Here is a 25,915-nt window from a genome sequence, read left to right on the forward strand (position 1 = left end):
TAAAACAGCTATCTTCTAATAGCTTAGGAGCCTATGATACTCAAAAAAATGAGTACATCAACGCACAAAGAATAAAAATTAGTGAGTCTAATCGCATTGAAGACCTTCTCAACATAAAGAAAGATCTGAGTACCAAGCTATTGGAAATTCTTCAATTTGAAAAAGCACAGTGTGATGAACTTTTAAAACAGCTATCTTCTAATAGCTTAGGAGCCTATGATACTCAAAAAAATGAGTATATCAACGCACAAAGAATAAAAATTAGTGAGTCTAATCGCATTGAAGAACTTCTCAATATAAAGAAAGACTTGAATGCCAAGCTATTAGAAGTAAAAAAATTCGTTCTGGAGCGTGAGAAAACCGTATGTTGTACTCTTTTGGAAAATATGAGGCATTATGGATTAAATAAAAATGATACAAATACAATGGAGTCCTTCATCGTAATCCAACAAACTAAAATTAGGGCAGCCACCAACGTTCAGGAGATAGAAATGATTAAGCATGAAATCAATGGACAAAAATTAAATTTAACATTTTTTAGGTTACCAGAGCATGTGGATAAAGATATGGAAGATCCGATATCCGAAGAGGAAAATATGGAAGTTGATTCAAATCCTTGTAAGTAATAATAGTAAATAGACCCTAAAAATATGACATAAAAACCAAATGAGGACACGCCCTCAACTTGTGAGATAAAAAATGATGATGAATACATTTACCAAATTATGTAAACAACTAAATTTAACTTCGACATATGAACATCAGTCTTCACTATTGAACTTAGAAAAATGGTGTTATAAGCATATATCTCAAGATATACGTTACCATGGGTCTGATGCCGAGCGATACCTAAAATATTTGACATTGGCTTCTGACTATCTGAATAATTTTTTACCTCAGATCCCTGAAAATCTTGCCCAAAAAATGCCTCAATATAATCATCTTAATGTTATTCAATATGCAGCACAACAAGGCTATGATCGATTTATTTCTGAATTACCTGCTTCTTCCGAGAAGGTAATTAATAAAGGAGATAAATATGATATGACTCCTTTGCATTATAGTGCTATCAAGGGTTTTGTATTTAGTATGTGCGCATTATTAGCTAAAGGAGCTGATCCGAGCAAAGTAAATGCCCAAGGACAGTCTCCTATACATAGCACGTTGATGCTCCCTGTATCCTATGATGAGGGATTGATTCAGCGCAAGATAGCTATTTTTCGAGCGCTTAAGTCACCCAAGTTGCTTACAATGAAAGATGGTGATGGAAATACATTGTTACATTTAATGGCAGCGGGCCCATTTCATGAACTTATGGCAGAGCTACTTCAGGATTACCAAGAGCTGGTTTTTTGGGAAAATAATATTTTCCACTATCCTATTCATATTGCCATTTTAAATCGGCAACAAAAAGTTGTAGATTTGCTACTCGCTGTTAAAGGAGTCGCAACCAAGAAAGATAGCCGCGCTCTTGTTCCCTTGCATTATGCTGCTTGTCACGGCTCTCTTGGCATAATGGAGTCTTGCTGTAAGGTTACAGATCTTGATATTCGTGATGATGAAGAAAGAACTCCTCTCCTTTGGGCTGCATCTGTAGGCAATCAAAGCGCTCTTGAGTTATTGATTAAAAAAGGAGCCGATCCTCTGCTTACTGACTATCAGGGATTATCCATCTTGCATCATGCAGTTATTAGAGAAGATGAAGCCATGGTATCTTGGATAGTCAATAATGAATCCCTTCTTCTTAATCAGCCTGATAGAGAAGGTAATTCGCCACTTTATTATGCTCAAATGGCTAGTCCTATTGAAAAACTTCTTTTGAGTAAAGGAGCAATAAACATGGAAAATACAAATACATCATTTTCATGTCGTTAATTATAGGGCACTCAAGTGTTAACATTGTAACAAGGTCACTGGGCCATCATTGCACAGATGAATTGTAACCGTTTCAGCCCTTTTGTATAAAAAATTTCTTTTATTTACAAAGAGGTTGAATGTTTACCAAGCAAAAAACATCACGATTTATCATGATGTCTTATCCAATTTTTTACGTGATATCATCTATCTTAAAAATATGTCTGTTGCTTCTAACCAAAGCTACAGGCTAATTAAGTAACGTTCCAGTTCAGCAAATAGTTAACATTGGCGTGTGAGACTCGTTGAACCACAATCAGCATGCGTCTGGCCCTTGTTTGGAAATTTCTTTAGTTGCATAGATTAATGCGTCAATAATTCCTGATTCGCGATCGGAATGCCCTGCATCACGAACTATTCGTAAGTTGGATGCTGGAATTGCTTGGTGTAGTTCATAAGCTCCTGCTAATGGGGAAATTAAATCAAAACGCCCATGGACAATATAAGTAGGGATATGTCTTATTTTGTGGATATTCTCTAAAACCTGATTCTCTCTAATAAAGAAATGATTAGTGACAAAATAAGATTCTAAGGTAGCAAGAGCTAAGGCAAAATGCGGGTCACTGTACTGATCAATAACGTACAAATGAGGATGCAAACTGCAACAACGTGCTTCCCAAAGTGCCCAATTTTTAGCCGCAGCCATACGTGCTAATTCATTAGAGCCTTGCAGGCATTGCGCATAATATTCAGGAATTGCATTCAGCATATTCGCAGGGACATGGTGGATGAATTCTTGCCAATAATCAGGATAAACTAAATTTGCTCCTTGTTTGTAGAACCAGTCAATATCTTCTTGTCGGCCTAAAAAAACTTGATGTAGCAAAAGAGCTTTAATTTGTTGTGGAAATTTTTGTGCGTAGAGTAAAGCAAGTAAAGAACCCCAACCGCCACCGGATAAAACAAATTCTGATAATTTTAAAAAATCTCTTAAGGTATCAATATCGCTGAGCAATAAAGCTGTATTATTTTCACGTGTTTCCATATGAGGAGTTGAACGTCCACAACCGCGTTGATCAAAAAGGATAATGCGATAATGTTGTGGATCATAAAAGCGTCTTAAATAACCTTCGGTGTTACATGCTCCAGGACCAGGGTGTAAAACAATGACTGGGATTCCTTCAGGATTACCTGTTTCTTCAACATAAAGTGTATGCATATCACTGACTTTTAATTCATGATGTGCATAAGGTTTAATTGCTGGGTAGAGGGAGTGCATGTTAATCCTTTAAGAATCAGTCTTATCAAATTCTCTTATTTTGCGCTTGGAATCTCTTTTATGCAAGAGGTCGTGCTCCTAATCGTGAAAGTAATATGCTAAAATTGTACATCAAATACTCTTTGTTTTTATCCTTTAAATTGATGATAATAGCCTCTCTTTTTTTGTTGGAATAAGCTTCTATGACCGATGTACTTCTCAAAGGCCTAAATGAACGACAGCGCGAAGCAGTGACTGCACCTTTAGGTAATATTTTGGTGTTAGCTGGAGCGGGTAGTGGTAAGACTAAGGTTTTAGTCAGTCGTATTGCCTGGTTAATTAAAGAAGAGCATTTGTCACCGCATGGAATTCTTGCGGTCACCTTTACAAATAAAGCGGCAGGTGAAATGAGAGCGCGTTTGAACAGTATGCTTGCTACTCCTGTTTTAGGGTTATGGGTTGGAACATTCCATGGATTATGCCATCGCTTGTTGCGCCGTCATTACCAGGAGGCGAATTTGCCAGAGCAATTTCATATCTTAGATTCTGAAGATCAGGCACGGGTAATTAAACGGGTGATCGCTTCCTTAAATCTAGATTTAGAGCAATGGCCTGTGAAACAAGCACAATCGTTTATTAATGGGCGTAAAGATGAAGGAGTACGTCCGCAGCATGTACATACTTTAAATTATGGTCCTGGTAAAACTCTACTTGCTATTTACACTGCCTACGAGCAAGCTTGCCAAACAGCAGGAGTGATTGATTTTGCAGAACTGTTGTTGCGAACTCATGAGTTATTACGAGATAATCCTGAACTTTTGGCGCATTATCGCCAACGTTTTCAAGCCATTCTCGTTGATGAGTTTCAAGACACTAATACCATTCAATATGCGTGGATTCGCCTTTTAGCTGGTGATAACACTGCAGTTTTAGCAGTAGGGGATGATGACCAATCCATTTATGGATGGCGTGGGGCTAAGGTTGAGAATATTCACCAGTTCATCAATGATTTTAAAGACACCAATATTATTCGTTTAGAGCAAAATTACCGTTCTACCGGAACCATTCTTGAAGCTGCCAATGCCTTAATTACTCATAACAGCTCACGTATGGGTAAAGACTTGTGGACTGCGGGCAGTGCTGGTGACAAAATTGTTGTGTTTAATGCTTTTAATGAATTAGAAGAAGCACGCTTTGTGAGTGAACGGATTATGATGGAAATCAATCAAGGCGTTAGTGCGAATGAGATTGCCATTTTATATCGTTCAAATGCGCAATCACGAGTAATTGAGGAAGCCTTATTGCGCGCTGGCATTGCTTATAAAATCTATGGTGGTTTACGCTTTTTTGATCGCGCAGAGGTCAAAGATGCTTTGGCTTATTTACGTTTATTGGTTAATTCAGGTGATGATACTGCTTTTGAGCGGGTAGTAAATTTCCCAACGCGTGGTATTGGTGAAAAAACATTAGATGATGTCCGTAGTTATGCAAAGTCAGAGCAATGTTCTTTATGGCAATCTGCAAAAACTTTATTACAGTCGGGTCAAATGCCACAGCGAGCGAGCTCTGCTCTAGCTAAGTTTATTGATTTGATTGAAGAGCTGCAACACAATACTGCTGATATGGAGTTAGATGAGCAATTGTCTTTAGTGATCCAGGTAAGTGGCTTATACGCTCATTTTGGTAAAATTAAAGGTGACAAATCAGAATCACGTTTAGATAATTTACAAGAGTTAATTAACGCTGCAAAACAATTTCGTTATGAACAGAGCGCAGAGGAGGAATTACCTTTGGTGAATGCGTTTTTAGCTCATGCTTCTTTAGAGTCCGGAGAAATGCAAGCTGAAGATCATGAGAGCTCCGTTCATTTAATGACTCTGCATGCAGCCAAAGGGCTTGAATTCCCCATAGTTTTTCTTGTTGGAATGGAAGAAGGCGTATTTCCTGGAAAGCAATCGTTAGAAGAGCCTGGACGGTTAGAAGAAGAAAGACGTTTATGTTATGTGGGTATGACACGTGCTATGCAGAAATTGATTATCTCTTATGCTGAAGTCAGACGCCAATATGGGCGTGAAGAATATCATCGCCCTTCACGATTTTTACGTGAATTGCCTAAGGCATTACTCGATGAAGTACGTGTTAAAGCACATTTCCAATCAGCACAAGTGCGCTCTCGCAGCAAAGAGCAAGTGATGGTAAAAACTCAAGCGCAAGAAATTGGTTTACCTTTGGGACAAGGGGTGACTCACACCAAATTTGGTCAAGGTGTGGTTTTGGCTGTAGAAGGGAGTGGTGCTCATACTCGAGTGCAAATTAAATTTCGTGAGCATGGTGTGAAGTGGCTGGTATTAGCTTATGCCAATTTAGCGTTAGAATCATAAAATCTTGTTAGCGAAATATAAACAGACCCTATTGAATTTTTTTTTCGTGGATGCTAGGGTGCGTTTGAAGTTAGTTTTATAACTATAATTAAGGGGAACTGTGTGAACTTAACAAAACTATTAACAGTAGGAGCTCTTGCAGCATCTTTAGCATCACCTGCAATGGCAGATGACAATACTGCTCCTTCGATATCTGAGGCACAAAAAAAAGAATTTGAAAAGATTGTGCATGATTATCTAGTGGCTAATCCAGAAGTATTACTAGAAGCTTCTCAAGCGTTGCAACAAAAACAACAACAAAACATGCAACAACAAGCTCAATCTGCGATTAAAGAAAATCCAGAACAATTATTCCAAGGTAAAACTACAGTTGTTGGTAACCCAAAGGGAAGCGTAACTATTGTTGAGTTTTTTGACTATCAATGCATTCACTGCAAAAAGATGTCACCTGTGATTAATGGCTTAATCAAAAAAGACAGTGACTTAAGAGTAGTATACAAAGAGTTTCCAATTTTTGGTAAGAGCTCTGAGTTGGCTTCAAAAGCTGCTTTGGCTGCAGGCATGCAAAATAAATATCAAGCAATGCATAATGCTTTAATCAGCGTTGATAAACGTTTAAATGATAAAATCATTATGGATCTTGCTAAGTCTCTCGGTTTAGACATGAAGAAGTTTAAAACCGATATGGACAGCAAAGAAGTAACTGATGTATTAGAAGCAAACCGTGCTTTAGCTGAAAAATTACATTTGATGGGTACTCCTGCATTTATCGTAGCTTCTACTCCAGACGGTCAATTTAAAGTAGGTTCTGAGCCTTCATTTGTTCCCGGTGCAGCAAGCGAAGAATCACTACAAGAATTAATTAAAAAAGCTGCGGGTAATTCCTGATTTAATCGATAAATTGGATGTGCTGCATGGCTGTGGCACATCGAATTGTGCTTCTCCTTTAATAGGAGGAAATAGGAACTGATACACTGTAGGTTTGGCCTTGGCTCAACAAATAGGCCAGGCTCAACCTACGTGGGAATTGATAGTCACCAGCACAAATTCTGCGTTAATCAGTGCTAATTTTGAGATCTTCATGACAAAACCAATGACCTTTCAAGATATTATTCTCACTTTGCAGCAATATTGGGCTGCTCAGGGTTGTATTATCTTGCAACCTTTTGATATGGAAGTGGGAGCGGGTACTTTTCATCCTGCAACTTTTTTAAGAGCTATTGGCCCTGAGCCATGGTCTGCTGCTTATGTACAACCCTCAAGGAGACCAACAGATGGTCGTTATGGAGATAACCCCAATCGGGTGCAGCATTATTATCAATTTCAGGTGGTGCTCAAACCATCGCCATTAGATATTCAAGATAAATACCTGGATTCATTGTGTGCTTTGGGTGTTGACCCCTTAGCTGATGATATTCGCTTTGTTGAAGACAACTGGGAGTCGCCGACTTTAGGTGCCTGGGGCTTAGGCTGGGAAGTGTGGCAAAATGGTATGGAGGTGTCGCAATTTACTTATTTCCAACAAGCAGGTGGTTTACCTTGCAAGCCTGTTACTGGCGAGTTGACCTATGGTTTAGAGCGCTTGGCAATGTACATCTTGAGTGTGGATAATTTATTTGATTTGCCTTGGAGCAAAACGGCAAATGGTATTGTGACTTATGGCAATGTATTCCACCAAAATGAAGTGGAAATGTCGGCATATAATTTTGAACATGCGAATGTCGATGAGTTATTTAGACAATTTGATTATTATGAGCGTGAAGCACAAAAGTTGATTGCCTTACAATTGCCTCTCCCAGCGTATGAAATGGTCATTAAGGCATCGCATTCATTTAATCTTCTTGATGCACGTAAAGCCATTTCAGTTACTGAAAGGCAACGTTATATTTTACGAGTAAGGCACTTATCCAGAGCAGTGGCGCAAGCTTATTATGAAGCACGCGAAGCTTTGGGTTTTCCAATGGCAAAAGGTGTGTAATGGTCAAAGATTTTATATTTGAATTAGGATGCGAAGAATTGCCTTCCGGTGCTGTTTGGCTTTTGGCTGATGAATTTGCTAACCAAATGATCGCAGCTTTAGACAAAGCACAATTAAGCTATGGGCAAGTGAAACATTTCGCTACACCACGTCGCATTGCCTTAGTGATTAGTGATTTACAAGAGGAACAACGCCCACAAGTCATTACCCGACGTGGCCCGGCTGCTGCTGCTGCTTATGATAAAGAGGGTAATCCAACATCGGCGTTAATGGGGTTTGCTAAATCTTGCGGTGTAGCGTTAGATAAGCTTACCAAAATTGGTACAGATAAGGGTGATTGGATTGTCTTCGAGACGCAAACTAGCGGTAACAAAACCAAAGATTTATTACCACTCTTAGTCAGCCAATCTTTAGCGGCCTTACCAATAGCAAAACCCATGCGCTGGGGAGCTGGTGATGATGAATTTGCAAGACCGGTGCACTGGGCAGTCATGCTGTATGGTGATGAAATCATTGAGCATCAGATTTTAGGCATTAAAACTGGACAAGACAGTCGTGGGCATCGTTTCCATTATCCTCAGGCAATTACGATTAGGTCTGCAAAAAGTTATGAAGACCAGCTGAAGGGAGGCTTTGTTGTTGCTGATTTTGCACTGAGAAAGCAAATTATTAAAGAGCAAGTCGAGCAGTTAGCCCTGTCCAAGCAGGCTACAGCAGTAATGCCTGAAGATTTGTTGGATGAGGTGACTTCTATTGTTGAATGGCCACAAGCTTTGCTGGCCAATTTTGAAGAAGAGTTTCTTGAGGTTCCAGCAGAATCTTTAATTGCTTCCATGCAATCGCATCAAAAATGCTTTGCTTTGAAAGATGCTCAAGGTAAGTTACTGCCGCATTTTATAACGGTTTCTAATATTGTCAGTAAGAATCCACAGCAGGTGATATTAGGTAATGAAAAAGTGATGCGTGCTCGTCTAAGTGATGCGGCTTTTTTCTATAGACAAGATAAAAAGCAACCTTTAAGCCAGCATATTCTGGCAACTGAACAGGTTGTTTTTCAAGTAAAGCTAGGTAGCTTGCAGGATAAGGCCTTACGTATTAAAGCGTTAATGACTGATTTAAGCTCGATGTTGAACTTACCTTTGCAACAAGCACAACGCGCAGCTGAGTTAAGTAAATGCGATCTAATGACGGGTATGGTTGGGGAGTTTCCAGAGTTGCAAGGGTTGATGGGGTATTATTATGCGCTTAATGATGGTGAAGCACCTGCTGTAGCACACGCTTTAAATGAGCAATACATGCCTCGTTTTGCTGCAGATGAATTGCCTCAATCTGATTTAGGTCTTGCTTTGTCTTTAGCTGATCGTATTGATACTTTAGTGGGTATTTTTGCCATTGGTCAAAAACCTTCTGGAGTAAAAGATCCCTTTAAATTAAGACGCCACGCTTTGGCAGTAGTTCGTATGTTAGTGTCTACTTCAGCACCACTAAATCTTAGTACTCTTCTTGAACAGGCAGTGACTCATTATGGTAATTCACTAACAATCGCTCCTGATTTAATAAGTAACTTAAAATCATTTATTCTCGAGCGCTTGCAGTCTTATTATCAGGGGCAAGGCTTTAGTGTGGATTTAGTTCATGCAGCGCGAGCGCGTCAAGATGAATGGTTTTATGATTTAAACAAGCGGTTACATGCGTTACAAAGTTTTGTAAATTTATCAGAAGCAGCAACTTTATCCGCTGCATGTAAGCGGGTAAATAATTTGCTGCATCATGCCGGCAAACAAGCTCTCTCTGTTGAGGTCGATGAGCAATTTCTGGAAGAAGGCGCTGAACGGTCTTTATACATTCATATCAATAAAATAGAACAATCTGTAGAGCCTTTATATTTTTCTGCAGAATATGGTTCTTTGTTAAAGTTGCTTGCTAGCCTAAAAGAGCCTATAGATGCTTTTTTTGATCAGGTGATGGTCATGGTAGATGATGAGAAGATAAAAGCTAATCGTTTAGCATTATTGGTACGCTTGCAGGATTTATTGCAAGGTGTCGCCGATATTTCTCTGTTACAGCTCTCATGATGGATATTTCTATCGTAGGCTATGAGCATGAAAGCCTACGAGATAAAGCACAATCTCTTGCGGAATCACTTCATTTTACTTTAGACAAGGAGGCGAATCCTTGTCTTTTTGTGACAACAAAACGGCTGACTTTAAAAATTCCACACTTTTCTTTACTCTATCCTGAGCTGGAAGCGGCCAGCTGGAATAAGAGAAAACAAGAAGGAAAAAAACAAGGGTTAGTACGTGCATGTAAGCCTAGTTCGGGTTTGAAAATTATTGATACAACCGCAGGGTGGGGGAGAGATGCGGCTGTATTAGCCAGTTGTGGTGCGGAGGTGCTGATGATTGAGCGTCATCCAGTTATGGCTGCTTTATTAACTGATGCGTTGCGGCATAGCACTGAGCAACAACAGAAATTACCTTTATCGTTGCATCAGGGAAGTGCTTATGCATTTTTAGATGCTTTAAGGCCAGAGGATTATCCCGATGTAATTTACATCGATCCTATGCATCCTGAGCGGAGTAAATCTGCGTTGGTAAAAAAAGAAATGCAGGCTTTACAGCAAATGATTGGTGCAGATGAAGATGCCTTAGACTTAATTGGTATGGCGGTAAAACGAGTTAAGCAACGGGTTGTGGTTAAATGGCCGCAGAATAAGAAACCCTTATTAGCAGCAGATGCGTTTATTGTTGGTAAAACGATACGTTTTGATATTTATTTTGCTAGGTTCTGTGAAAATTTCTACCGCATCCATATGTGGGCTCCCGCCAAATGCAAAAATCCAGAAAAAGCGTAAGTAGTTTTATCAAAGCGAGAAAAAATTCTGCGAAAATGCTTCAATTTAGAGAAAAAAGCCTCGATTAGAAAGCGTTCCTTATAAAGTGCTTTATCTATTTCTCTGGTAACCGTTCACACAATGGCGTCAACTTAAGGATTTTTAAATAGAGTTGTAGGTTGGGCCTTGGCCCAACTGGTATCATCATAACCTATTGTTGGGCCAAGGCCCAACCTACGATTTTCCTTAACTTAATGACAGAGAGAAAGAGGAAATAGCCTTAAGTTGACGCCATTAACCGTTCACACGGGTTGCAAAACAGCTAAATTTTTTTGAGGAGAAGCCCACTGATGTAGGGCTTCAATAATAAATGCCAAGACGTCTGTAATCGTTCATCCATGGGCACAAGTTCGTACTGAAAAGTAGTTACTGGGGGCAACATTATTTCGGGAACGCAAACGGGCAGGTAAACGTTCACGTGAATGAGCGCTTGCGCGAGCTATTTAATTTTTTAATACTTCAAAATTGAGTGCGATTGCCATGGCTTTGGAACCTGGGTAGAAACCAACAGTTATAACCCAGGAGGACTGATCACTGACTTTTAACCAAATTCAGCTAACTCTTCTTTTAACCGCTTTTCTTCAAATAAATCTTCTATTTTTCTGCGTCTTTCTAATTTTGTAGAGGGATTTGCTTCTGTTGTTATCGTTGCACTGGCACTAAAATCTTCTTGATCATTTTCGTCTTCATCAAAACCGCGAGTACTCATAGCCACTCCTTAGCATTAGGTCCGTTTAATCCATTATAAAATAACAGAATTTAATCAGGAGGAGTAGTGAAATTTTTTAAGCATAGTCGTCTGAGAGAGTAAATTTGTGGTTCTCTTGCATTGAATCAAGAGAACCAAGAACTTGAAGGAAGTAACTCAAATTATTTAATCTGGTATTTTTCTTGCTCTTCGTCATCTTCTGGTATTGATTTCGTCTCAAGGCTTACGTTTTCTTGAGGTTTTTCTTTAGCTTTTTCTTCGCCTTTAAGTCTGAGCTCTTCCATTGTTTTTTTCATCGCAGCTAAATCATCTTTGTTGGATGCTTTTTGAATGGGTTTTATTCCTTCTAATTCTTTACGAATAGCTTCAGCCCGACTAAGAATTGCTTGAAGTTCATGTTCTCTACCTCTATACAGCTTTTCTTTAATTGAATCATACTTTCTACCGTCTTTTTCATCTTTTTCTATGGCATCAAAAGCAAGCAGCATTTTGCCGTTAACATTTAATCTAATTTTGTCAGGAGGAAATCCACATTTAAGTGCTGCTTCAAATGCTTGACGTGCTCTTTTTTCTGCTATTTCTTGATTGCCAAAGTCACTAAGGGTGAACATGATGCCATCTGCTCCTGAAGCACGTACTGTTTGTGCCAAAGTAAGCAAATCATCTTCTTCCTTATCTCGAAAGTAGTAGTAAGGACTAGTAATTCTTTTGTCTAGTGTTAATTCAAATACAGGCGGATCATAAGAAATTTTTTTGAGCGGATCTTTATATTTTTGCTTTATCTCCTTACCACCTAAGGTCTGAATAACCTCAAGTTGTTCTAATTTTACTGAAGTAATGGAGTATTTGTCTGGGGTCACATGCACTTGCAGTCTTTGATCAATAGCTTCCCCTAGTTTCATTTTGTTTTCAAAAGCAATACGCTCGATTATACGACGCATGTTTGCATTGTCTTTGTGCAAACTGGCGATGAGTAAAAATGCTTTTAATTCATTTTGAGAAGCATTATGAAGTTTATTAAGTGACTCTTGAGTGGATTTATCAAAATCAGCCAAGGCTTGCTTATGTTTTTCTTGCAAATCTTTTTGGATGCTCTCTTTTACATTCGGCAGTTGAGCATCAGAGACATTAAGCGCTTTTTTAATATTTTCCCTAAAAGCATTATCATCAGTAAATTTCTTTTCTAGACGCTGAATTTCTAGTTTTTGCTGGGCTTCAATTCCTTTTCTACCTTCATCGACAGTATATCTCATAGTATCAATAAGACTAGAAGCTTGACGCTCATTGGGTACCTTTTCAAGTAACTGTTTAAAAGTTCCTATATTTCCTTCATAAATATTTTGCGCTTTTTGATAATCATCTGATAATTGCAGTACTTCATTAAGACCAGATTGCACTGCATTGATAGCATTTTGTTTTTCTGGATTCTTGCTTTCTTTAAGTTTTTTGATTACATCAGATGGGGTAGTTGCATTTTCTAGATCCGAAAAATCCCCGGCTCTGTTTTTGGTATAGACGCTATATGCTTCAGCACTAAAGGTAGTGCCTTTGGGGAGGCCTATATTATGCTGATATTCTGTTAAGAGCGCCTGTTGGGCTTGTGGGGAGTAACGCTCTGGAAAAGGCATAGAATCACCTATGATTTTATTTATTGCAGCTCGTTCAGAAATCTTATTAGAATTGGAGTTACTGTACGATGGATCGGATAATAACATTTCTCGAACATACTGAAAAAAACTTGGCATAATTCTACCTCTAAAATATTAGTTTAGATAAATTATAGCATTATTCCATTAAGGTAGAATTAAGCTAAATGTGATTTCTAATAACTCTTGGGTGATATAATTATTGGAGAATTACCAAGCTGGAATAGCTGCATCTCCAAATAATTGTTTTGCTTTTTCTTTAACTTCTTCTGAATTCAGTGCCTTAACAAACAGCTCTAATTGTTCTTTTTTAGGACTGTCGCTGCGGATTACGATAACATTGGCATAAGGTGAATCTTTATCTTCTATAAATAAGGCATCATGAGAAGGAGATAATCCAGCGGGCAATGCAAAGGTTGTATTAATTACTGCGGCGTCAACATCAGGCAATACACGAGGCAATTGGGCGGCATCCATTTCTTTAAATAGGAAGTGATGAGGATTATCGGCAATGTCTTGTAAGCCAGTGTTATTAGTACTTTTTAGAGTAATTAAATGCCCTTTCTCCAACAATTGTAGGGCACGCATTTCATTGCTAGGATCATTAGGAATCGCAATTGTGGCGTTTTCAGGAAGATCTTTTAACTCTTTATATCTTTTAGAATAAATACCGACTGGGTACACAAAAGTTCTGCCAATAGGTTCAATAGTGTAATGATGCGCTGTGATGGCTGCTTGTAAATAAGGTAAATGTTGGTATACATTAGCATCTAAGCTGCCATCCTGCAACGCTTCATTAGGCAAATTGTAATCATTGAATGACACCACTTTAATATCTAAATTGTATTTATTTTTGGCTACTTCTTTAGCCGTTTCAATCAATTCAGTTTCTGGCCCAGCAATAGCGCCGATTACTAGTGTGTTTGATGATGGCTTATTACAAGCAACCAAGCTAAAAAGTAACACGATACAAGTTAAAATCCGCATTAATCACTCCAAAGTCAATAGTATATAAAATAGGTATCAGGTTAATGAGTACAGCGTTTCGCCAAATAATCACCAAACATTTGCATGAGTTGTACCATAATAATGAGTACAATTACCGTTGAGATCATTACTCCAGCATTAAAGCGTTGATAACCATAGTTAATGGCTAAGGTCCCTAAACCGCCAGCACCAACAGTACCTGCCATTGCTGAATAATTAACTAAGGTAATTGCTGTGACCGTAATGGCATGGATTAGCGCAGGTTTTGCTTCAGGTAATAAAATTTGAGTGATAATTTGCCTGGTGTTTGCTCCCATGGCATGTCCTGTTTCTATTAAACCCATAGGTAAGCTTTGATAAACATTATCTACGAGTCTAGCAAAGAAAGGGATGGCACCAATAGTAAGTGGTACTATGGCAGCATTTATGCCAATTGAGGTACCCACAATAAAACGGGTAAATGGAATAATGGCAACTAATAAAATAATAAAAGGGATAGAACGTGCCATATTAACCAGTATCGATAAAAACTTATGCACTCTTGGTTGTGATTTAATGTGATTTGATGAATAAAGCAGAGTTCCTAAGAGCAAACCAAAGATGACTGAAAATGCAGTACTGATTGCTACCATATATAGGGTTTCGCCGGTTGCTATTAATAAATCATATGCCATCGGGAAGGACATAACCTATAACCTCCACAGTTAATTTAGCTTGTTCACAGCGCTCAATAAATGCTTCCAAAAGAAATTGATGAGCGGTCAATTCTACTATTAAAACGCCGCAGGTCACTGTGTCGAAACGGTCAATATTGGCCAATAAGATATTGATGTCTAGGTTTAATTCACGGCTGGTTTGACTGATAAATGGTACTGTTGCTTCCTTTCCTTGGAAAAAAAGACGCAGAAGCGGTTGCTCGGTCGCATAAGAGGAAAGTTTATTGATAAGACATTCAGGAAGCTCGGGGCTAAGTTGTGCATAAAGCATGCTGCGTGCCACACTCTCTTTTTTAGTGAAAACATTTGCCAAAGCGGTAGTTTCAATCAATTTACCTTGTTCAATCACTGCCAAACGGTTACAGATTCGTTTTACTACATTCATTTCATGCGTGATTAAGACTATGGTAATTCCATATAAGAGATTGATTTTTTTAAGTAAGGTTAAAATAGAATCCGTTGTTTCTGGATCTAAAGCCGAGGTTGCTTCATCACAAAGTAAAATTTTGGGTGAGCAGCTTAGCGCACGAGCAATAGCTACGCGTTGTTTTTGGCCACCACTGAGCTGATTGGGGTAGGTGAATTTTTTATCGCTTAGATCAACAATGGGAAGTAATTCTTCAATTTTGTCGCGAATAGATTCTTCACTCATCCCTTGAATGCGCATGGGCAAAGCAATATTGTCATAAACAGTTTTGGAATGGAGTAGATTAAACTGCTGAAAAATCATAGCCATTTTATGGCGAGCAAAAGCTAAAGCTTTTGGCGTAAGAGTTATTAAATTTTGGCCATCTATGATTACATCGCCTGCATTGGGACATTCTAACAAATTAATGCATCGTAATAAAGTAGATTTTCCAGCTCCACTTTTACCAATGATACCGAAAATTTCCCCCTCCTGAATAAACAGATCAATGTCTTGCAACACGGGTTTACCAGAAAAGGATTTGCTTAATCCAATTAAATCAATCATCGCTATAACCTAAGATTATGTATTTTGCTTGCAATAATGGCTGGGGGGGAATGATAGAATACCCGCTTTAGCCGTGTTTTCAAAAAAGTAGCTTTTTTGAGCGTCCGCAAGCTGAATTTCAAATCAACGCTGTTTTGAAGTATACACAAACTATTAGTTTAAACAAAGATGTATTTGTTACTTACATCATGATTTTTTAATTCAATTCATTGTTCAAAGAGTTATATCTAATAGTTTATTTTAATCTTTTAATTCAGAACGGTTTTTAAAATAATCTAAAGCCTTGGGATTGGCTAGAGATTGGAGATTCTGAACTTCTTCGCCGTGTACTATTTGTCTTACTGCTATTTCAACAATTTTACCACTAATTGTGCGTGGAATATCTGTGACTTGTAGTATTTTCGCAGGCACATGCCTTGGTGAAGCGTTTTGACGAATAGTCGTACGAATTTTATTGCTCAACCCTTCATCAAGCGTGATGCCTTCACGTAATTTAACAAATAAAACTATGCGTACATCATCTTGCCAATCTTGGCCAATGACAATACTATCTAGTACTTGATCTATTTTTTCTACTTGGCGATAAATTTCTGCAGTGCCGATACGGACACCACCAGGATTGAGTACGGCATCAGAACGTCCATAAATTATAAGACCATGATGTGTGGTAATTTCTGCAAAGTCACCATGCGCCCAAACATCAGGGAAATGTGTAAAATAAGCCTGTCGGTAAGCCTCGCGCCCCTTATCATTCCAAAAGCCTATGGGCATGGAAGGAAAGGGCATAGTGCATACGAGCTCACCACGAGTTTCTTTGACAGAAAGGCCTTTTTCATTAAACACTTCGACTGCCATGCCTAAACCTAAGCATTGTAATTCACCACGATACACTGGAAGCATTGGATTCCCTAGTGCAAAGCAGGAAATAATATCTGTTCCTCCGGAAATAGAGCTTAGTTGTAAATCATTTTTAATTTGTTCATAGACATAATCATAATTTTTCGGTAGCAAAGGTGAGCCTGTAGAAAGAATACAGCGTAAATGGCTTAAATCATGATCTTCTTTTGGTTTAACTCCTGCCTTCTCAATGGAGGAGATGAATTTGGCGCTGGTACCAAAAACGGTAACTTTTTCCTCTTCAAGTAATTGAAACATGCGATTGCTATTGGGGTAAGTTGGTGAGCCTTCGTATAAGGTAATGGTTGTACCAAGTGCTAAGGCAGAAACAGTCCAGTTCCACATCATCCAACCACAGGTAGTATAAAAGCATAAATTATCTTTGGCCTGCAGAGAGCAATGTAAACCAAGTTCTTTGATGTGCTGGAGTAACGTACCTCCTGCGCCATGGATAATACATTTAGGTTTGCCGGTAGTTCCTGAAGAAAACATAATATATATCGGATGCTCAAAAGGCAGAGAAACAAACTCGCATTCTTTTGCAGGACGGATAAAATCATCCCAATGCTTCGCTTTAGGCAAGTTTTGAATTTCTATGTCTTCATGGATGTTTGGGCAGATGATAAGCTGTTTTAAAGTAGGAATAGCTTCATTGATTTGTTTAATTTTTTCATTAGCATCGAATTTTTTGCCGTTATATTGATGCCCATCGCAAATAAATAAAATTTTAGGATCGACTTGTCCAAGACGATCAATTGCTGCCTGGACTCCAAAATCAGGAGAGCAAGAAGACCAAATTGCTCCCAAAGAGGTGGTGGCGAGCATGGCAATGATTGTGTATTGTGTATTAGGCATCAGAGCGGTTACGCGATCGCCTTGAATTACTCCGGCTGCTTTGAGTCCTTCGGCACATTGTGCTACTTCAGTATACAGTTGTTTATAATTTAATTCATGGCGTTCATTATTTTCGTTTAAACTAACCAGTGCAGGATGCTCATCTCGACGTGATAAAAGTTTTTGCGCAAAATTAAATTTAGCGCCAGAAAACCAATGCGCTTCCATCATTTCGCTGTAATAATTGAGTATTTGGTGAGGTGGAGTATCAAACTTTAAATGAAAAAATTCACAAAGTGTTGGCCAAAAAGAATCAGGATGTTTGATTGACCAAGTGTAAAGATCTTGGTAATTGTCAAAAATTTGGCAATGTTTCTGAGCGGCAAACTCCATAAAATGCCACATCCGGCTATTTTGTGGGTGTTTAGGTTTCCATACAAGTTCACTCATTTTATTCTCTCTTTTATAGTAATGCAGCCTGTTTGTTGCTTCATTGCATACAGGACATAATAATTATTTCCCATTAATGATATGGATTTGCCAATAAGGCATTAGCAACTTTTGATTGATTTTTGCGACCTAAAATCTTACAAATTTTATCGCCAGCAGCTACGATTTTAAATACATCGATACCTGTTTCAATCCCTAAGCCATGCATTAAATATAAAACATCTTCAGTGGCCACATTTCCTGTTGCACCCAAAGCATAAGGGCAGCCTCCTAAACCAGCTACTGTACTGTCAAAGCGGTGCACTCCATAACTTAAGGACGTATAAATATTGGCAATTGCTTGCCCATAAGTATCATGAAAATGCATGGCAAGTTGGTTTAAGGATAAATGGTTGAGTACTTTATCAAGAAGTAGTTTAGTTTGTTGCGGTGTGCCTACGCCTATAGTATCGCCAAAGGAAATTTCATCTACACCTAAATCCAATAATTTTTCTGTTACGGTAACTACTTGTTGTGGAGGAATGTTACCCTCATAGGGACAACCTAAAACACAAGAAATATAACCGCGTACTTTAATATTATTGATATTAGCCAATGCTATCACTGGCTTAAAACGGTTAATGCTTTCTTCAATAGAACAATTGATATTGCGCTGATTAAATGACTCGCTTGCAGCAGTAAACACGGCAATCTCTTTAACTCCAACTTCCATGGCACGATTCATGCCGAGCTCGTTGGGAACTAAAGCGGAGTAATGTATTGACGGTACTTTATTAATAGCACGAAAGACTTCATCATGATCTGCCAATTGTGGAATTGCCTTTGCAGATACAAAACTGGTCACTTCAATATATTCTAGTCCGGTTTGGCTTAAAGCATCGATGAGTTCAATTTTGTGTTTTGTGGCAACAAAAGCAGACTCATTTTGTAAGCCATCACGAGGTCCTACTTCAATAATTGTCACGTGTTGCGGATAATCCATATTTATCTCTTCGTTATACTATGAGTTTTCGTCTACCAATGACAACAATTCTTGCCCCTCATTAACCTGAGAGCCTACCGAATAGAATATTTCTGATAAGATGCCATCAGAAGGTGCATGGATGGTATGTTCCATTTTCATGGCTTCAAGCACAACCAGACGCTCACCTGCTTTTACTTTATCGCCGATATTTTTTAGTATAGCAACTACTGTGGCAGGCATGGGTGCAGTTAATTGCCCTTTATGGGTAGTGGCATGGGCGCCCAGAGTATTCCAATTAAAGCGCTCAATCGTGACTTGTCCTTGAGGTAAATATAAGATTAAACGCTCATGGTGATTATCAATGTTAGCTTGATATTTTTGCCCATTTATCCATAAAACCAACTGTTCTGAATGCAATTTGGCATGTATGTGGTGTTCTTGTTCGTGAATATGTACGGTGAACTCGCTGGTACTGATGGGATTGATTAAGGCCTCAATGACTTCATCTTCTTCATGATAGCGACAAATCCAATTGCTTGTTTTTTGTGATTGCCAGGCAAATGTATCTCGCAATAATGGATCTTGAATGGCGGTTACGGTTGCTAAATAATCAAAACTAACTGCTATAAGAAGAGCTAATTGTTTATCGGGAAGCACAATATCAATTTTTTCCGTGTTTAAAAAATCAGTGCTCAATTGCGCTTGACAGAATTTAGGGTGCTGACAAATTGCTTGCAAGAAGGGTATATTAGTTTTTAAACCCCCAATAAAATAATATTGCAATGCTTGTTGCATGCGTTGTAATGCTTCATCACGATTCTCTCCCCAGCTAATAAGTTTGGCAATCATTGGGTCATAATACATGGTAATTTGAGATGATTTACTGACTCCAGTATCAATACGTATTCCATCGCCCGTAGGTTCTTTCAGAAAATTAATTTGTCCAATTGAAGGCATGAATCCATTAAAAGGATCTTCAGCATAAATTCTGCATTCCAGTGCATGGCCATGTGCTTGGATTTGTTCTTGGCGCAAAGGCAAAGGTTCATTGGCTGCGATTTTTAACTGCCAAGCAACCAAGTCAATTCGGGTAATCATTTCCGTAACCGGATGTTCTACTTGCAAGCGTGTATTCATTTCCATAAAGTAGAAGTGTTCCTCATGATCTACGAGAAATTCTACTGTTCCGGCACCTCTGTATTTAATGGAGCGAGCAACCTCACAGGCTGCAGTTGCTAATTTTTGGTGCAGAGCAAGGGATAAATTCGGGGCAGGTGCTTCTTCAATGATTTTTTGGTGGCGGCGTTGAATGGAACAATCACGTCCGAAGAGGTGTACTACATTATCATGGTTATCTGCCATAATCTGCAATTCGATATGGCGTGGGTGCTGCACTAATTTTTCAATAATCATGGTATCATCAGCAAAGCTTGCCATGGATTCCCGTTTTGCACCTGCTAGAGCGGTGCTAAATTCTGATTCCGCAAAAACAGTACGCATTCCTTTACCACCGCCACCGTTGGCTGCTTTAAGCAAAACTGGGAAGCCAATTTTTTTCGCTTCTGCCAATAATTTTTCTTCTGATTGCTCGCTGCCGTGATAGCCAGGAGTTAGAGGCACATTTGATTTTTCCAATAATTGTTTGGCTAATTGTTTTGAGGCCATTGCTTTCATGGCTGCGACTGGGGGGCCGATAAAAATAATTCCTGCTTCTTGACAGGCTTGAGCAAATTCAGGATTTTCAGATAAAAAGCCATAACCGGGATGGATGGCTTGGGCCTCACTTTTCTTAGCGGCTTGGATAATGGCTTCAATATTCAAATAACTGTCTTTTGCAGCCGCATTGCCTACACAATAAGCAGTGTCTGCACGATGCACATGCATACTGTCTTTATCAACTGTAGAGTAAATAGCAACAGTATGAATGCCCATAGAACGTGCAGTTTTAATGATTCTGCAAGCAATTTCACCACGGTTAGCAATAAGAATTTTATTAAACATGCAATCCTCTAGTTCCAGTTGGGTGTTTCTTTATTTAAAAATGCTTTTAAGCCTTGTTGTCCTTCCGCAGAGACTCTTTTTTTCGCGATTAATGCAGCAGTGTAGTGAACTAATTGTTTATCAATAGTTTGGTGAGCAACATAGGTAGCCAATTTTTTTGAGGCACTTACTGCTTCTGGGGCATTTTTACTGATTTGTTGGGCGTAATTTAGGGTAAATTCCAATAAATGATCTTCAGATACGCAATAATGAATCAGATTTAATGCCAAGGCTTTGGCTGCATCAAAAATTTCAGCACTCATAAATAAAGCTTTAGCGTTGCGCTCGCCAATTGCGTTAATCACATAAGGACTGATTACTGCTGGAATTAATCCTAGTTTTACTTCCGAAAAACAAAAGTGTGCTGAGTTGGTTGCAATACTGATATCACAAGCAGCAGCAAAGCCAGCACCACCACCAAAAGCAGAACCATGTACCATGGCGATTGTTGGCTTGGGGCTTTGGTTTAGGGTATACATCAATTTACCTAAAACTAAAGCATCCTTTAAGTTTTCTTCTTCGCTAAACCGTGCCATGTCTTGCATCCAAGCTAAATCGGCGCCCGCTGAAAAATGTTTGCCATTTGCTTTCAGGATAATAACGCGTACTTGTGTAGAAGCAATTGCTGCATCAAGTTGGTTTTGCATTTCAGTTAATAAATGATGATTAAAGGCATTGTGTTTTGCTACTCGGTTTAAGGTGAGTAAACACAGACGGTCTTGAATTTCGTATAATAAGTCGCTCACGTTTTGTCCTTTACATGCGAAACACGCCAAAGCGTGTTGACTTTGTTGGAGTATTTAAGGCTGCGGATAAGCCTAATCCTATAATTTTTCGTGTATCTTGAGGGGCAATTACCCCATCATCCCATAATCGCGCACTGGCATAATAAGGGTTACCCTGAGCCTCATATTGAGAACGTATTTGTTGTTTAAATTGCTCTTCTTCTTCAACAGGCCAATTTTGTTCTTGCTTACTGAGTTTATCGCGATTAACCTGAGCTAACACATTTGCTGCTTGCTCTCCACCCATGACGGAAATGCGGGCATTAGGCCATGACCAGATAAAACGTGGCGCATAGGCACGGCCGCACATGGCATAATTGCCGGCGCCAAAACTACCACCGACGATGACCGTAAATTTGGGGACATTGGCATTAGCCACGGCGGTAACCATTTTGGCACCATGCTTGGCAATTCCTGAGGCTTCATATTTAGAACCAACCATAAATCCAGTAATGTTTTGTAAGAAAAGCACAGGGACTTGGCGTTGACAGCAAAGCTCAATAAAATGACTGCCTTTAAGTGCGCTTTCACTAAACAAAATACCATTATTAGCAACAATGCCAATAGGGTAGCCATAAATATGAGCAAAGCCACAAACAAGGGTAGTACCATAAAGTGCTTTAAACTCATCAAACTCAGAGCCATCGACAATACGAGCGATGATTTCATGGATGTCAAATGGTTTACGAGGATCAGCTGGAATAATGCCATTTAATTCTTTAGCATCATAAAATGGCTCTATGGTTTCTATGCGTTTGATTTGTAATGGTTTGCAGCGATTTAAATTGGCTACTGCAGCACGAGCCAAATGCAGAGCATGGGCATCATTTTCGGCATAGTGATCCGCGACCCCTGAATGGCGGCAGTGTACTTCAGCACCGCCTAATTCCTCAGCACTAATTATTTCACCAGTAGCTGCTTTAACGAGTGGTGGGCCGCCAAGAAAAATGGTCGCCTGGTTTTTTACCATGATGGATTCATCTGCCATAGCAGGAACATAAGCGCCGCCAGCAGTGCAAGAACCCATGACTACCGCAATTTGTGGAATATTCTGTGCTGACATTTGTGCTTGATTAAAGAATATTCGTCCAAAGTGATCGCGATCTGGAAATACTTCATCTTGCAACGGTAAAAATGCACCACCAGAATCTACTAAATAGATGCAGGGGAGATTATTTATTTGCGCAATTTCTTGCGCTCGTAAATGTTTTTTAACGGTTAAGGGATAGTATGTACCGCCTTTAACTGTGGCATCATTAATTACGACGACACATTCCATACCGGCAACCCATCCAATTCCAGTAATAATACCCGCGGCAGGAACCACATCGTCATAGACTTGAAAAGCAGCAAGCTGTGATAATTCAAGAAAGGGGCTTCCAGGGTCCAATAATTGCTGTAAACGCTCTCTAGGCAATAGTTTTCCATGCTTTAAATGTTTGGAGCGTGCTTTTTCATCACCACCTAAGGCAATGTTTTGTAAGTGCTTATGTAACTCATTAACCAGTATTTGCATGGTAGACTGATTTTCTTTGAATTCTTGACTTTCAGTGTTGATTTGACTGATTAATTTGGCCATGCCTTAATCCTTACCGTGCTAAAATGTCGCTTAAAACAATGATTGTCCATAAAGTCCAGGTGATTGCGATAAAATGAGGCATATCTTTGCCTTTAATTGCTTTATAAATAAGCGCTGGTACGGCAGTAATAATTACTGGCAAAATGGTCAGAACTAAAATTTTGCGAATCACTAGCCCCCAGCCAGTGTGACTGAATATTGGGGTGAGTTTGATATTCACATAAGTGAAAAACATATCGATATAAACAACAAGAAGATGAGCGTATTTTGCGAAAATAACTACCAAGATGCTGAACACCAGGTAGACAAGGCTTTGTCGTAGCATGTACATCCTTTATTTTTATTATGTCTAAGTCGGGCCTGGCTTTACTACCATTGAATTAAAAGTGTTAAAGACAAAACTCTTAACCTAATGGCAGTAAACCATGTCGATTTTTACATTAATTCAATGGCCATGGCGGTTGCCTCACCACCACCAATACATAATGAGGCAATACCGCGTTTTTTACCTTGATGTTTCAGGGCATGAATTAAAGTTACTAAAATACGTGCACCAGAAGCACCAATTGGATGGCCTAAGGCACAAGCACCACCGTGAATATTAACTTGTTCTGGATTTAATTCAAGCTGAGTGATTGCTGCCATTGCAACTACAGCAAATGCTTCATTAATTTCGTACAGATCCACATCACCTTGGTGCCACCCGGCTTTATTCATTACCTTGCGTATGGCATCAATTGGTGCTGTGGTAAACCATTGTGGTGCTTGAGCATGGCTTGCATGAGCAACGATGCGAGCAATAGGACGAATGCCGCGTTTTTCAGCTTGAGCTGCAGTCATTAAAATTAAGCTGGCAGCACCATCAGAAATTGAACTGGAGTTCGCTGCAGTTACAGTACCATCTGCTTTAAATGCAGGTTTTAAAAGAGTGATTTTTGCTAATTTGCTTGCATCTGGGCCTTCATCAACAGAGATAGTGACATCACCTTTACGTGAGTTTACAGTTACAGGAACAATTTCTTCAGCAAAGGCACCCGTTTCAATTGCACTTAAAGCCTTTTTCATGGATTGTTCAGCATAAGCATCTTGTTGTTCTCTGGTAAATTTAAAATGTTCTGCGGTTGTTTCAGCAAAACAACCCATTAATTGGCCAGGAGTATAGGCATCTTCAAGCCCATCCAGAAACATATGATCTTTGATTTCACCATGACCTAAGCGGTATCCTGCACGTGCTTTTTGCAGTAAATAGGGAGCATTAGTCATGCTTTCCATACCGCTGGCAAGAATGACATTGGCAGAGCCTGCTTTGATTAAATCATGAGCAAGCATGACTGCCTTCATACTAGAACCACACATTTTATTGATGGTTGTTGCCCCCGCAGCATCAGGAATACCTGCTTTGAGTGCTGCTTGCCTTGCTGGAGCCTGGCCAATTCCTGCTTGTAATACACAACCACTGATTACTTCTTCAATCTCTGCAGGATTGATTCCTGCTTGTGCTAATGCGGCAATGTGGGTAAAGGCATTTAATTCTGGAGCTGAAAAGGCAGATAAATTGCCTAGTAAACCACCCATAGGTGTTCTTTTGGCTGCAACAATTACAATCTCATTTTGATTCATTTACTATTTCCTTATTCAGTTTCTTTAAAAAGTTCACGTCCAATAAGCATTCTTCTGATTTCTGAGGTGCCTGCTCCAATTTCATACAGTTTAGCATCACGTAATAGACGCCCTGTTGGATATTCATTGATGTATCCATTGCCACCAAGAATTTGTAGTGCTTGCAAGGCCATTTGTGTTGCTTTTTCTGCTGTGTATAAAATTACACTTGCAGCATCCTTACGACTTACTAATCCTGCATCACAGGCCTTAGCGATGGCATATAAATAGGCTCTGCTTGCGCCGAGATCCGTGTACATATCCGCAATTTTACCTTGGATGAATTGAAATTCGCCAATTGGTTGGTCAAATTGTTTGCGTTCATGCACATAGGGTAAGACTACATCCATACAGGCTTGCATGATGCCAACAGGTCCGGCTGCCAAGATAGTGCGTTCGTAATCAAGACCGCTCATTAAAACGTTAACCCCTTGATTCATCTGCCCCAAAACATTCTCAGCAGGTACCTTGCATTGTTCAAAGACCAATTCGCAGGTATTTGAACCGCGCATCCCTAGTTTGTCCAGTTTTTGAGCTGTCTTAAATCCTGGCATTCCTTTTTCAATCAGGAATGCAGTAATGCCTTTACTGCCTGCTTGTTTGTCTGTTTTGGCATAAACCACTAAAATATCCGCATCCGGGCCGTTAGTAATCCACATCTTGGTACCATTAAGAATAAATTGATTCTCTGAAGTTTCGGCGTGTAATTGCATGCTGACAACATCTGAACCTGAGTTGGATTCGCTCATAGCTAGAGCACCCACATATTCTCCAGATATAAGTTTAGGCAAATATTTTTGTTTTTGCGTACGGTTTCCATTTAAAAAAATTTGGTTCACGCATAAATTGGAATGAGCACCGTAACTTAAACCAATAGAGGCAGAAGCGCGAGAAATTTCTTCCATGGCAATTGCATGCGCTAGATAGCCCATATTGGCACCACCATATTCTTCGCTCACGGTAATACCTAATAGCCCCATTTCTCCAAGTTTGCGCCATAAATGATTAGGAAAAGTATTGGTTTCATCAATTGCTGCAGCTATAGGGGCAATTTCAGTGCGGGCAAATTGACGAACACTATCACGCAATAGATCATAGGTTTCGCCCAAAAGATAGTTTGGCCCAGTATACATAGGTAACTTCCTGTGATTTTTTGTAAATACTTTAGACTATACCTCATCAAATTGAACTTGCAACCAGAATTTAGATTCTGTGATAATTTAGTTACTTATATTCTGTAATAGCAATACTGTCGCCGTCAAAAATTGTACTTCCTGCGGCCATGATATGTATATTTCCTTGATTGTACATT

Annotated in this window: 21 protein-coding genes and 1 pseudogene; 7 read left to right on the forward strand and 15 right to left on the reverse strand. The window is 39.2% G+C overall.

The window, feature by feature from the left end:
- Together QM652_RS06725 and QM652_RS06730 are read left to right on the forward strand one after the other, a co-directional pair.
- On the forward strand, window positions 1-626 hold a 626-nt coding region (locus QM652_RS06725), incomplete at its 5' end, for a hypothetical protein (protein ID WP_415074101.1).
- A 73-nt stretch (window positions 627-699) separates the two neighbouring features.
- Window positions 700-1,875, forward strand: coding sequence for an ankyrin repeat domain-containing protein (locus QM652_RS06730; RefSeq protein ID WP_415074103.1), 1,176 nt, complete (start codon window positions 700-702; stop codon window positions 1,873-1,875).
- Window positions 1,876-2,170: 295 nt separating this feature from the next.
- Here the strand turns inward: QM652_RS06730 and pip are convergent, their stop codons facing one another.
- Complete coding sequence (gene pip / locus QM652_RS06735) at window positions 2,171-3,133, reverse strand: prolyl aminopeptidase (RefSeq protein WP_415074105.1); 963 nt, start codon at window positions 3,131-3,133, stop codon at window positions 2,171-2,173.
- A gap of 182 nt (window positions 3,134-3,315) precedes the next feature.
- Between pip and uvrD the strand changes: the two genes are divergently transcribed.
- The 5 genes from uvrD (at window position 3,316) to QM652_RS06760 (ending at window position 10,325) form a co-directional block, all read left to right on the forward strand.
- Window positions 3,316-5,493 (forward strand): DNA helicase II, encoded by a 2,178-nt coding sequence (gene uvrD, locus QM652_RS06740; RefSeq protein ID WP_415074107.1) that lies wholly within the window; start codon window positions 3,316-3,318, stop codon window positions 5,491-5,493.
- Window positions 5,494-5,595: 102 nt separating this feature from the next.
- The gene (locus QM652_RS06745) at window positions 5,596-6,381 is read left to right on the forward strand and encodes a DsbA family protein (protein WP_415074109.1); all 786 of its coding nucleotides are present in this window, start codon (window positions 5,596-5,598) and stop codon (window positions 6,379-6,381) included.
- A gap of 193 nt (window positions 6,382-6,574) precedes the next feature.
- Window positions 6,575-7,471, forward strand: a complete 897-nt coding sequence (gene glyQ, locus QM652_RS06750) for a glycine--tRNA ligase subunit alpha (RefSeq protein ID WP_415074173.1) — start codon at window positions 6,575-6,577, stop codon at window positions 7,469-7,471.
- Entirely contained in the window at window positions 7,471-9,546 is a 2,076-nt protein-coding gene (gene glyS, locus QM652_RS06755; protein WP_415074111.1) for a glycine--tRNA ligase subunit beta, read from the forward strand. The genes glyQ and glyS overlap by 1 nt, the downstream gene beginning before the upstream one ends.
- Window positions 9,543-10,325, forward strand: a complete 783-nt coding sequence (locus tag QM652_RS06760) for a class I SAM-dependent methyltransferase (RefSeq protein ID WP_415074113.1) — start codon at window positions 9,543-9,545, stop codon at window positions 10,323-10,325. The genes glyS and QM652_RS06760 overlap by 4 nt, the downstream gene beginning before the upstream one ends.
- Here the strand turns inward: QM652_RS06760 and QM652_RS06765 are convergent.
- From QM652_RS06765 to QM652_RS06830, 14 genes and pseudogenes are all read right to left on the reverse strand, one after another.
- Window positions 10,271-10,429 (reverse strand): annotated as a pseudogene (locus QM652_RS06765) (IS5/IS1182 family transposase); the annotation flags it as partial. The gene QM652_RS06760 and the pseudogene QM652_RS06765 overlap by 55 nt on opposite strands.
- A gap of 476 nt (window positions 10,430-10,905) precedes the next feature.
- Entirely contained in the window at window positions 10,906-11,073 is a 168-nt protein-coding gene (locus QM652_RS06770) for a PA3496 family putative envelope integrity protein (RefSeq protein WP_415074115.1), read from the reverse strand.
- Between the two features lie 161 nt (window positions 11,074-11,234).
- Window positions 11,235-12,818 carry a hypothetical protein gene (locus tag QM652_RS06775; protein ID WP_415074117.1) on the reverse strand — a complete coding sequence of 528 codons (1,584 nt, stop codon included), beginning with the start codon at window positions 12,816-12,818 and terminating at the stop codon, window positions 11,235-11,237.
- 111 nt (window positions 12,819-12,929) lie between these two features.
- Window positions 12,930-13,706: a MetQ/NlpA family ABC transporter substrate-binding protein gene (locus QM652_RS06780; RefSeq protein WP_415074119.1), complete on the reverse strand. Its 777-nt coding sequence runs from the start codon at window positions 13,704-13,706 to the stop codon at window positions 12,930-12,932.
- A gap of 41 nt (window positions 13,707-13,747) precedes the next feature.
- The gene (locus tag QM652_RS06785) at window positions 13,748-14,392 is read right to left on the reverse strand and encodes a methionine ABC transporter permease (RefSeq protein WP_415074121.1); all 645 of its coding nucleotides are present in this window, start codon (window positions 14,390-14,392) and stop codon (window positions 13,748-13,750) included.
- On the reverse strand, window positions 14,370-15,395 hold the full coding sequence (locus tag QM652_RS06790) for a methionine ABC transporter ATP-binding protein (RefSeq protein WP_415074123.1): 1,026 nt from the start codon (window positions 15,393-15,395) through the stop codon (window positions 14,370-14,372). The genes QM652_RS06785 and QM652_RS06790 overlap by 23 nt, the downstream gene beginning before the upstream one ends.
- 240 nt (window positions 15,396-15,635) lie before the next feature.
- Entirely contained in the window at window positions 15,636-17,576 is a 1,941-nt protein-coding gene (locus QM652_RS06795; protein ID WP_415074125.1) for an acetoacetate--CoA ligase, read from the reverse strand.
- Window positions 17,577-17,649: 73 nt separating this feature from the next.
- Window positions 17,650-18,558 carry a hydroxymethylglutaryl-CoA lyase gene (locus tag QM652_RS06800; RefSeq protein WP_415074127.1) on the reverse strand — a complete coding sequence of 303 codons (909 nt, stop codon included), beginning with the start codon at window positions 18,556-18,558 and terminating at the stop codon, window positions 17,650-17,652.
- A gap of 18 nt (window positions 18,559-18,576) precedes the next feature.
- The gene (locus QM652_RS06805) at window positions 18,577-20,541 is read right to left on the reverse strand and encodes an acetyl/propionyl/methylcrotonyl-CoA carboxylase subunit alpha (protein WP_415074129.1); all 1,965 of its coding nucleotides are present in this window, start codon (window positions 20,539-20,541) and stop codon (window positions 18,577-18,579) included.
- 8 nt (window positions 20,542-20,549) lie between these two features.
- Window positions 20,550-21,326, reverse strand: a complete 777-nt coding sequence (locus QM652_RS06810) for an enoyl-CoA hydratase-related protein (RefSeq protein WP_415074131.1) — start codon at window positions 21,324-21,326, stop codon at window positions 20,550-20,552.
- A 10-nt stretch (window positions 21,327-21,336) separates the two neighbouring features.
- Window positions 21,337-22,944 carry a carboxyl transferase domain-containing protein gene (locus QM652_RS06815; protein ID WP_415074133.1) on the reverse strand — a complete coding sequence of 536 codons (1,608 nt, stop codon included), beginning with the start codon at window positions 22,942-22,944 and terminating at the stop codon, window positions 21,337-21,339.
- Between the two features lie 10 nt (window positions 22,945-22,954).
- Window positions 22,955-23,269, reverse strand: coding sequence for a hypothetical protein (locus QM652_RS06820; protein ID WP_415074135.1), 315 nt, complete (start codon window positions 23,267-23,269; stop codon window positions 22,955-22,957).
- Window positions 23,270-23,379: 110 nt separating this feature from the next.
- A complete protein-coding gene (locus QM652_RS06825) occupies window positions 23,380-24,564 on the reverse strand; it encodes an acetyl-CoA C-acyltransferase (protein ID WP_415074137.1) in 1,185 nt (394 codons plus the stop codon).
- An 11-nt stretch (window positions 24,565-24,575) separates the two neighbouring features.
- Window positions 24,576-25,736 carry an isovaleryl-CoA dehydrogenase gene (locus tag QM652_RS06830; protein ID WP_415074139.1) on the reverse strand — a complete coding sequence of 387 codons (1,161 nt, stop codon included), beginning with the start codon at window positions 25,734-25,736 and terminating at the stop codon, window positions 24,576-24,578.
- Window positions 25,737-25,915: the final 179 nt, after the last annotated feature.

This window comes from Legionella sp. (genome assembly GCF_047605385.1).
Taxonomy (GTDB): Bacteria; Pseudomonadota; Gammaproteobacteria; order Legionellales; family Legionellaceae; genus Legionella.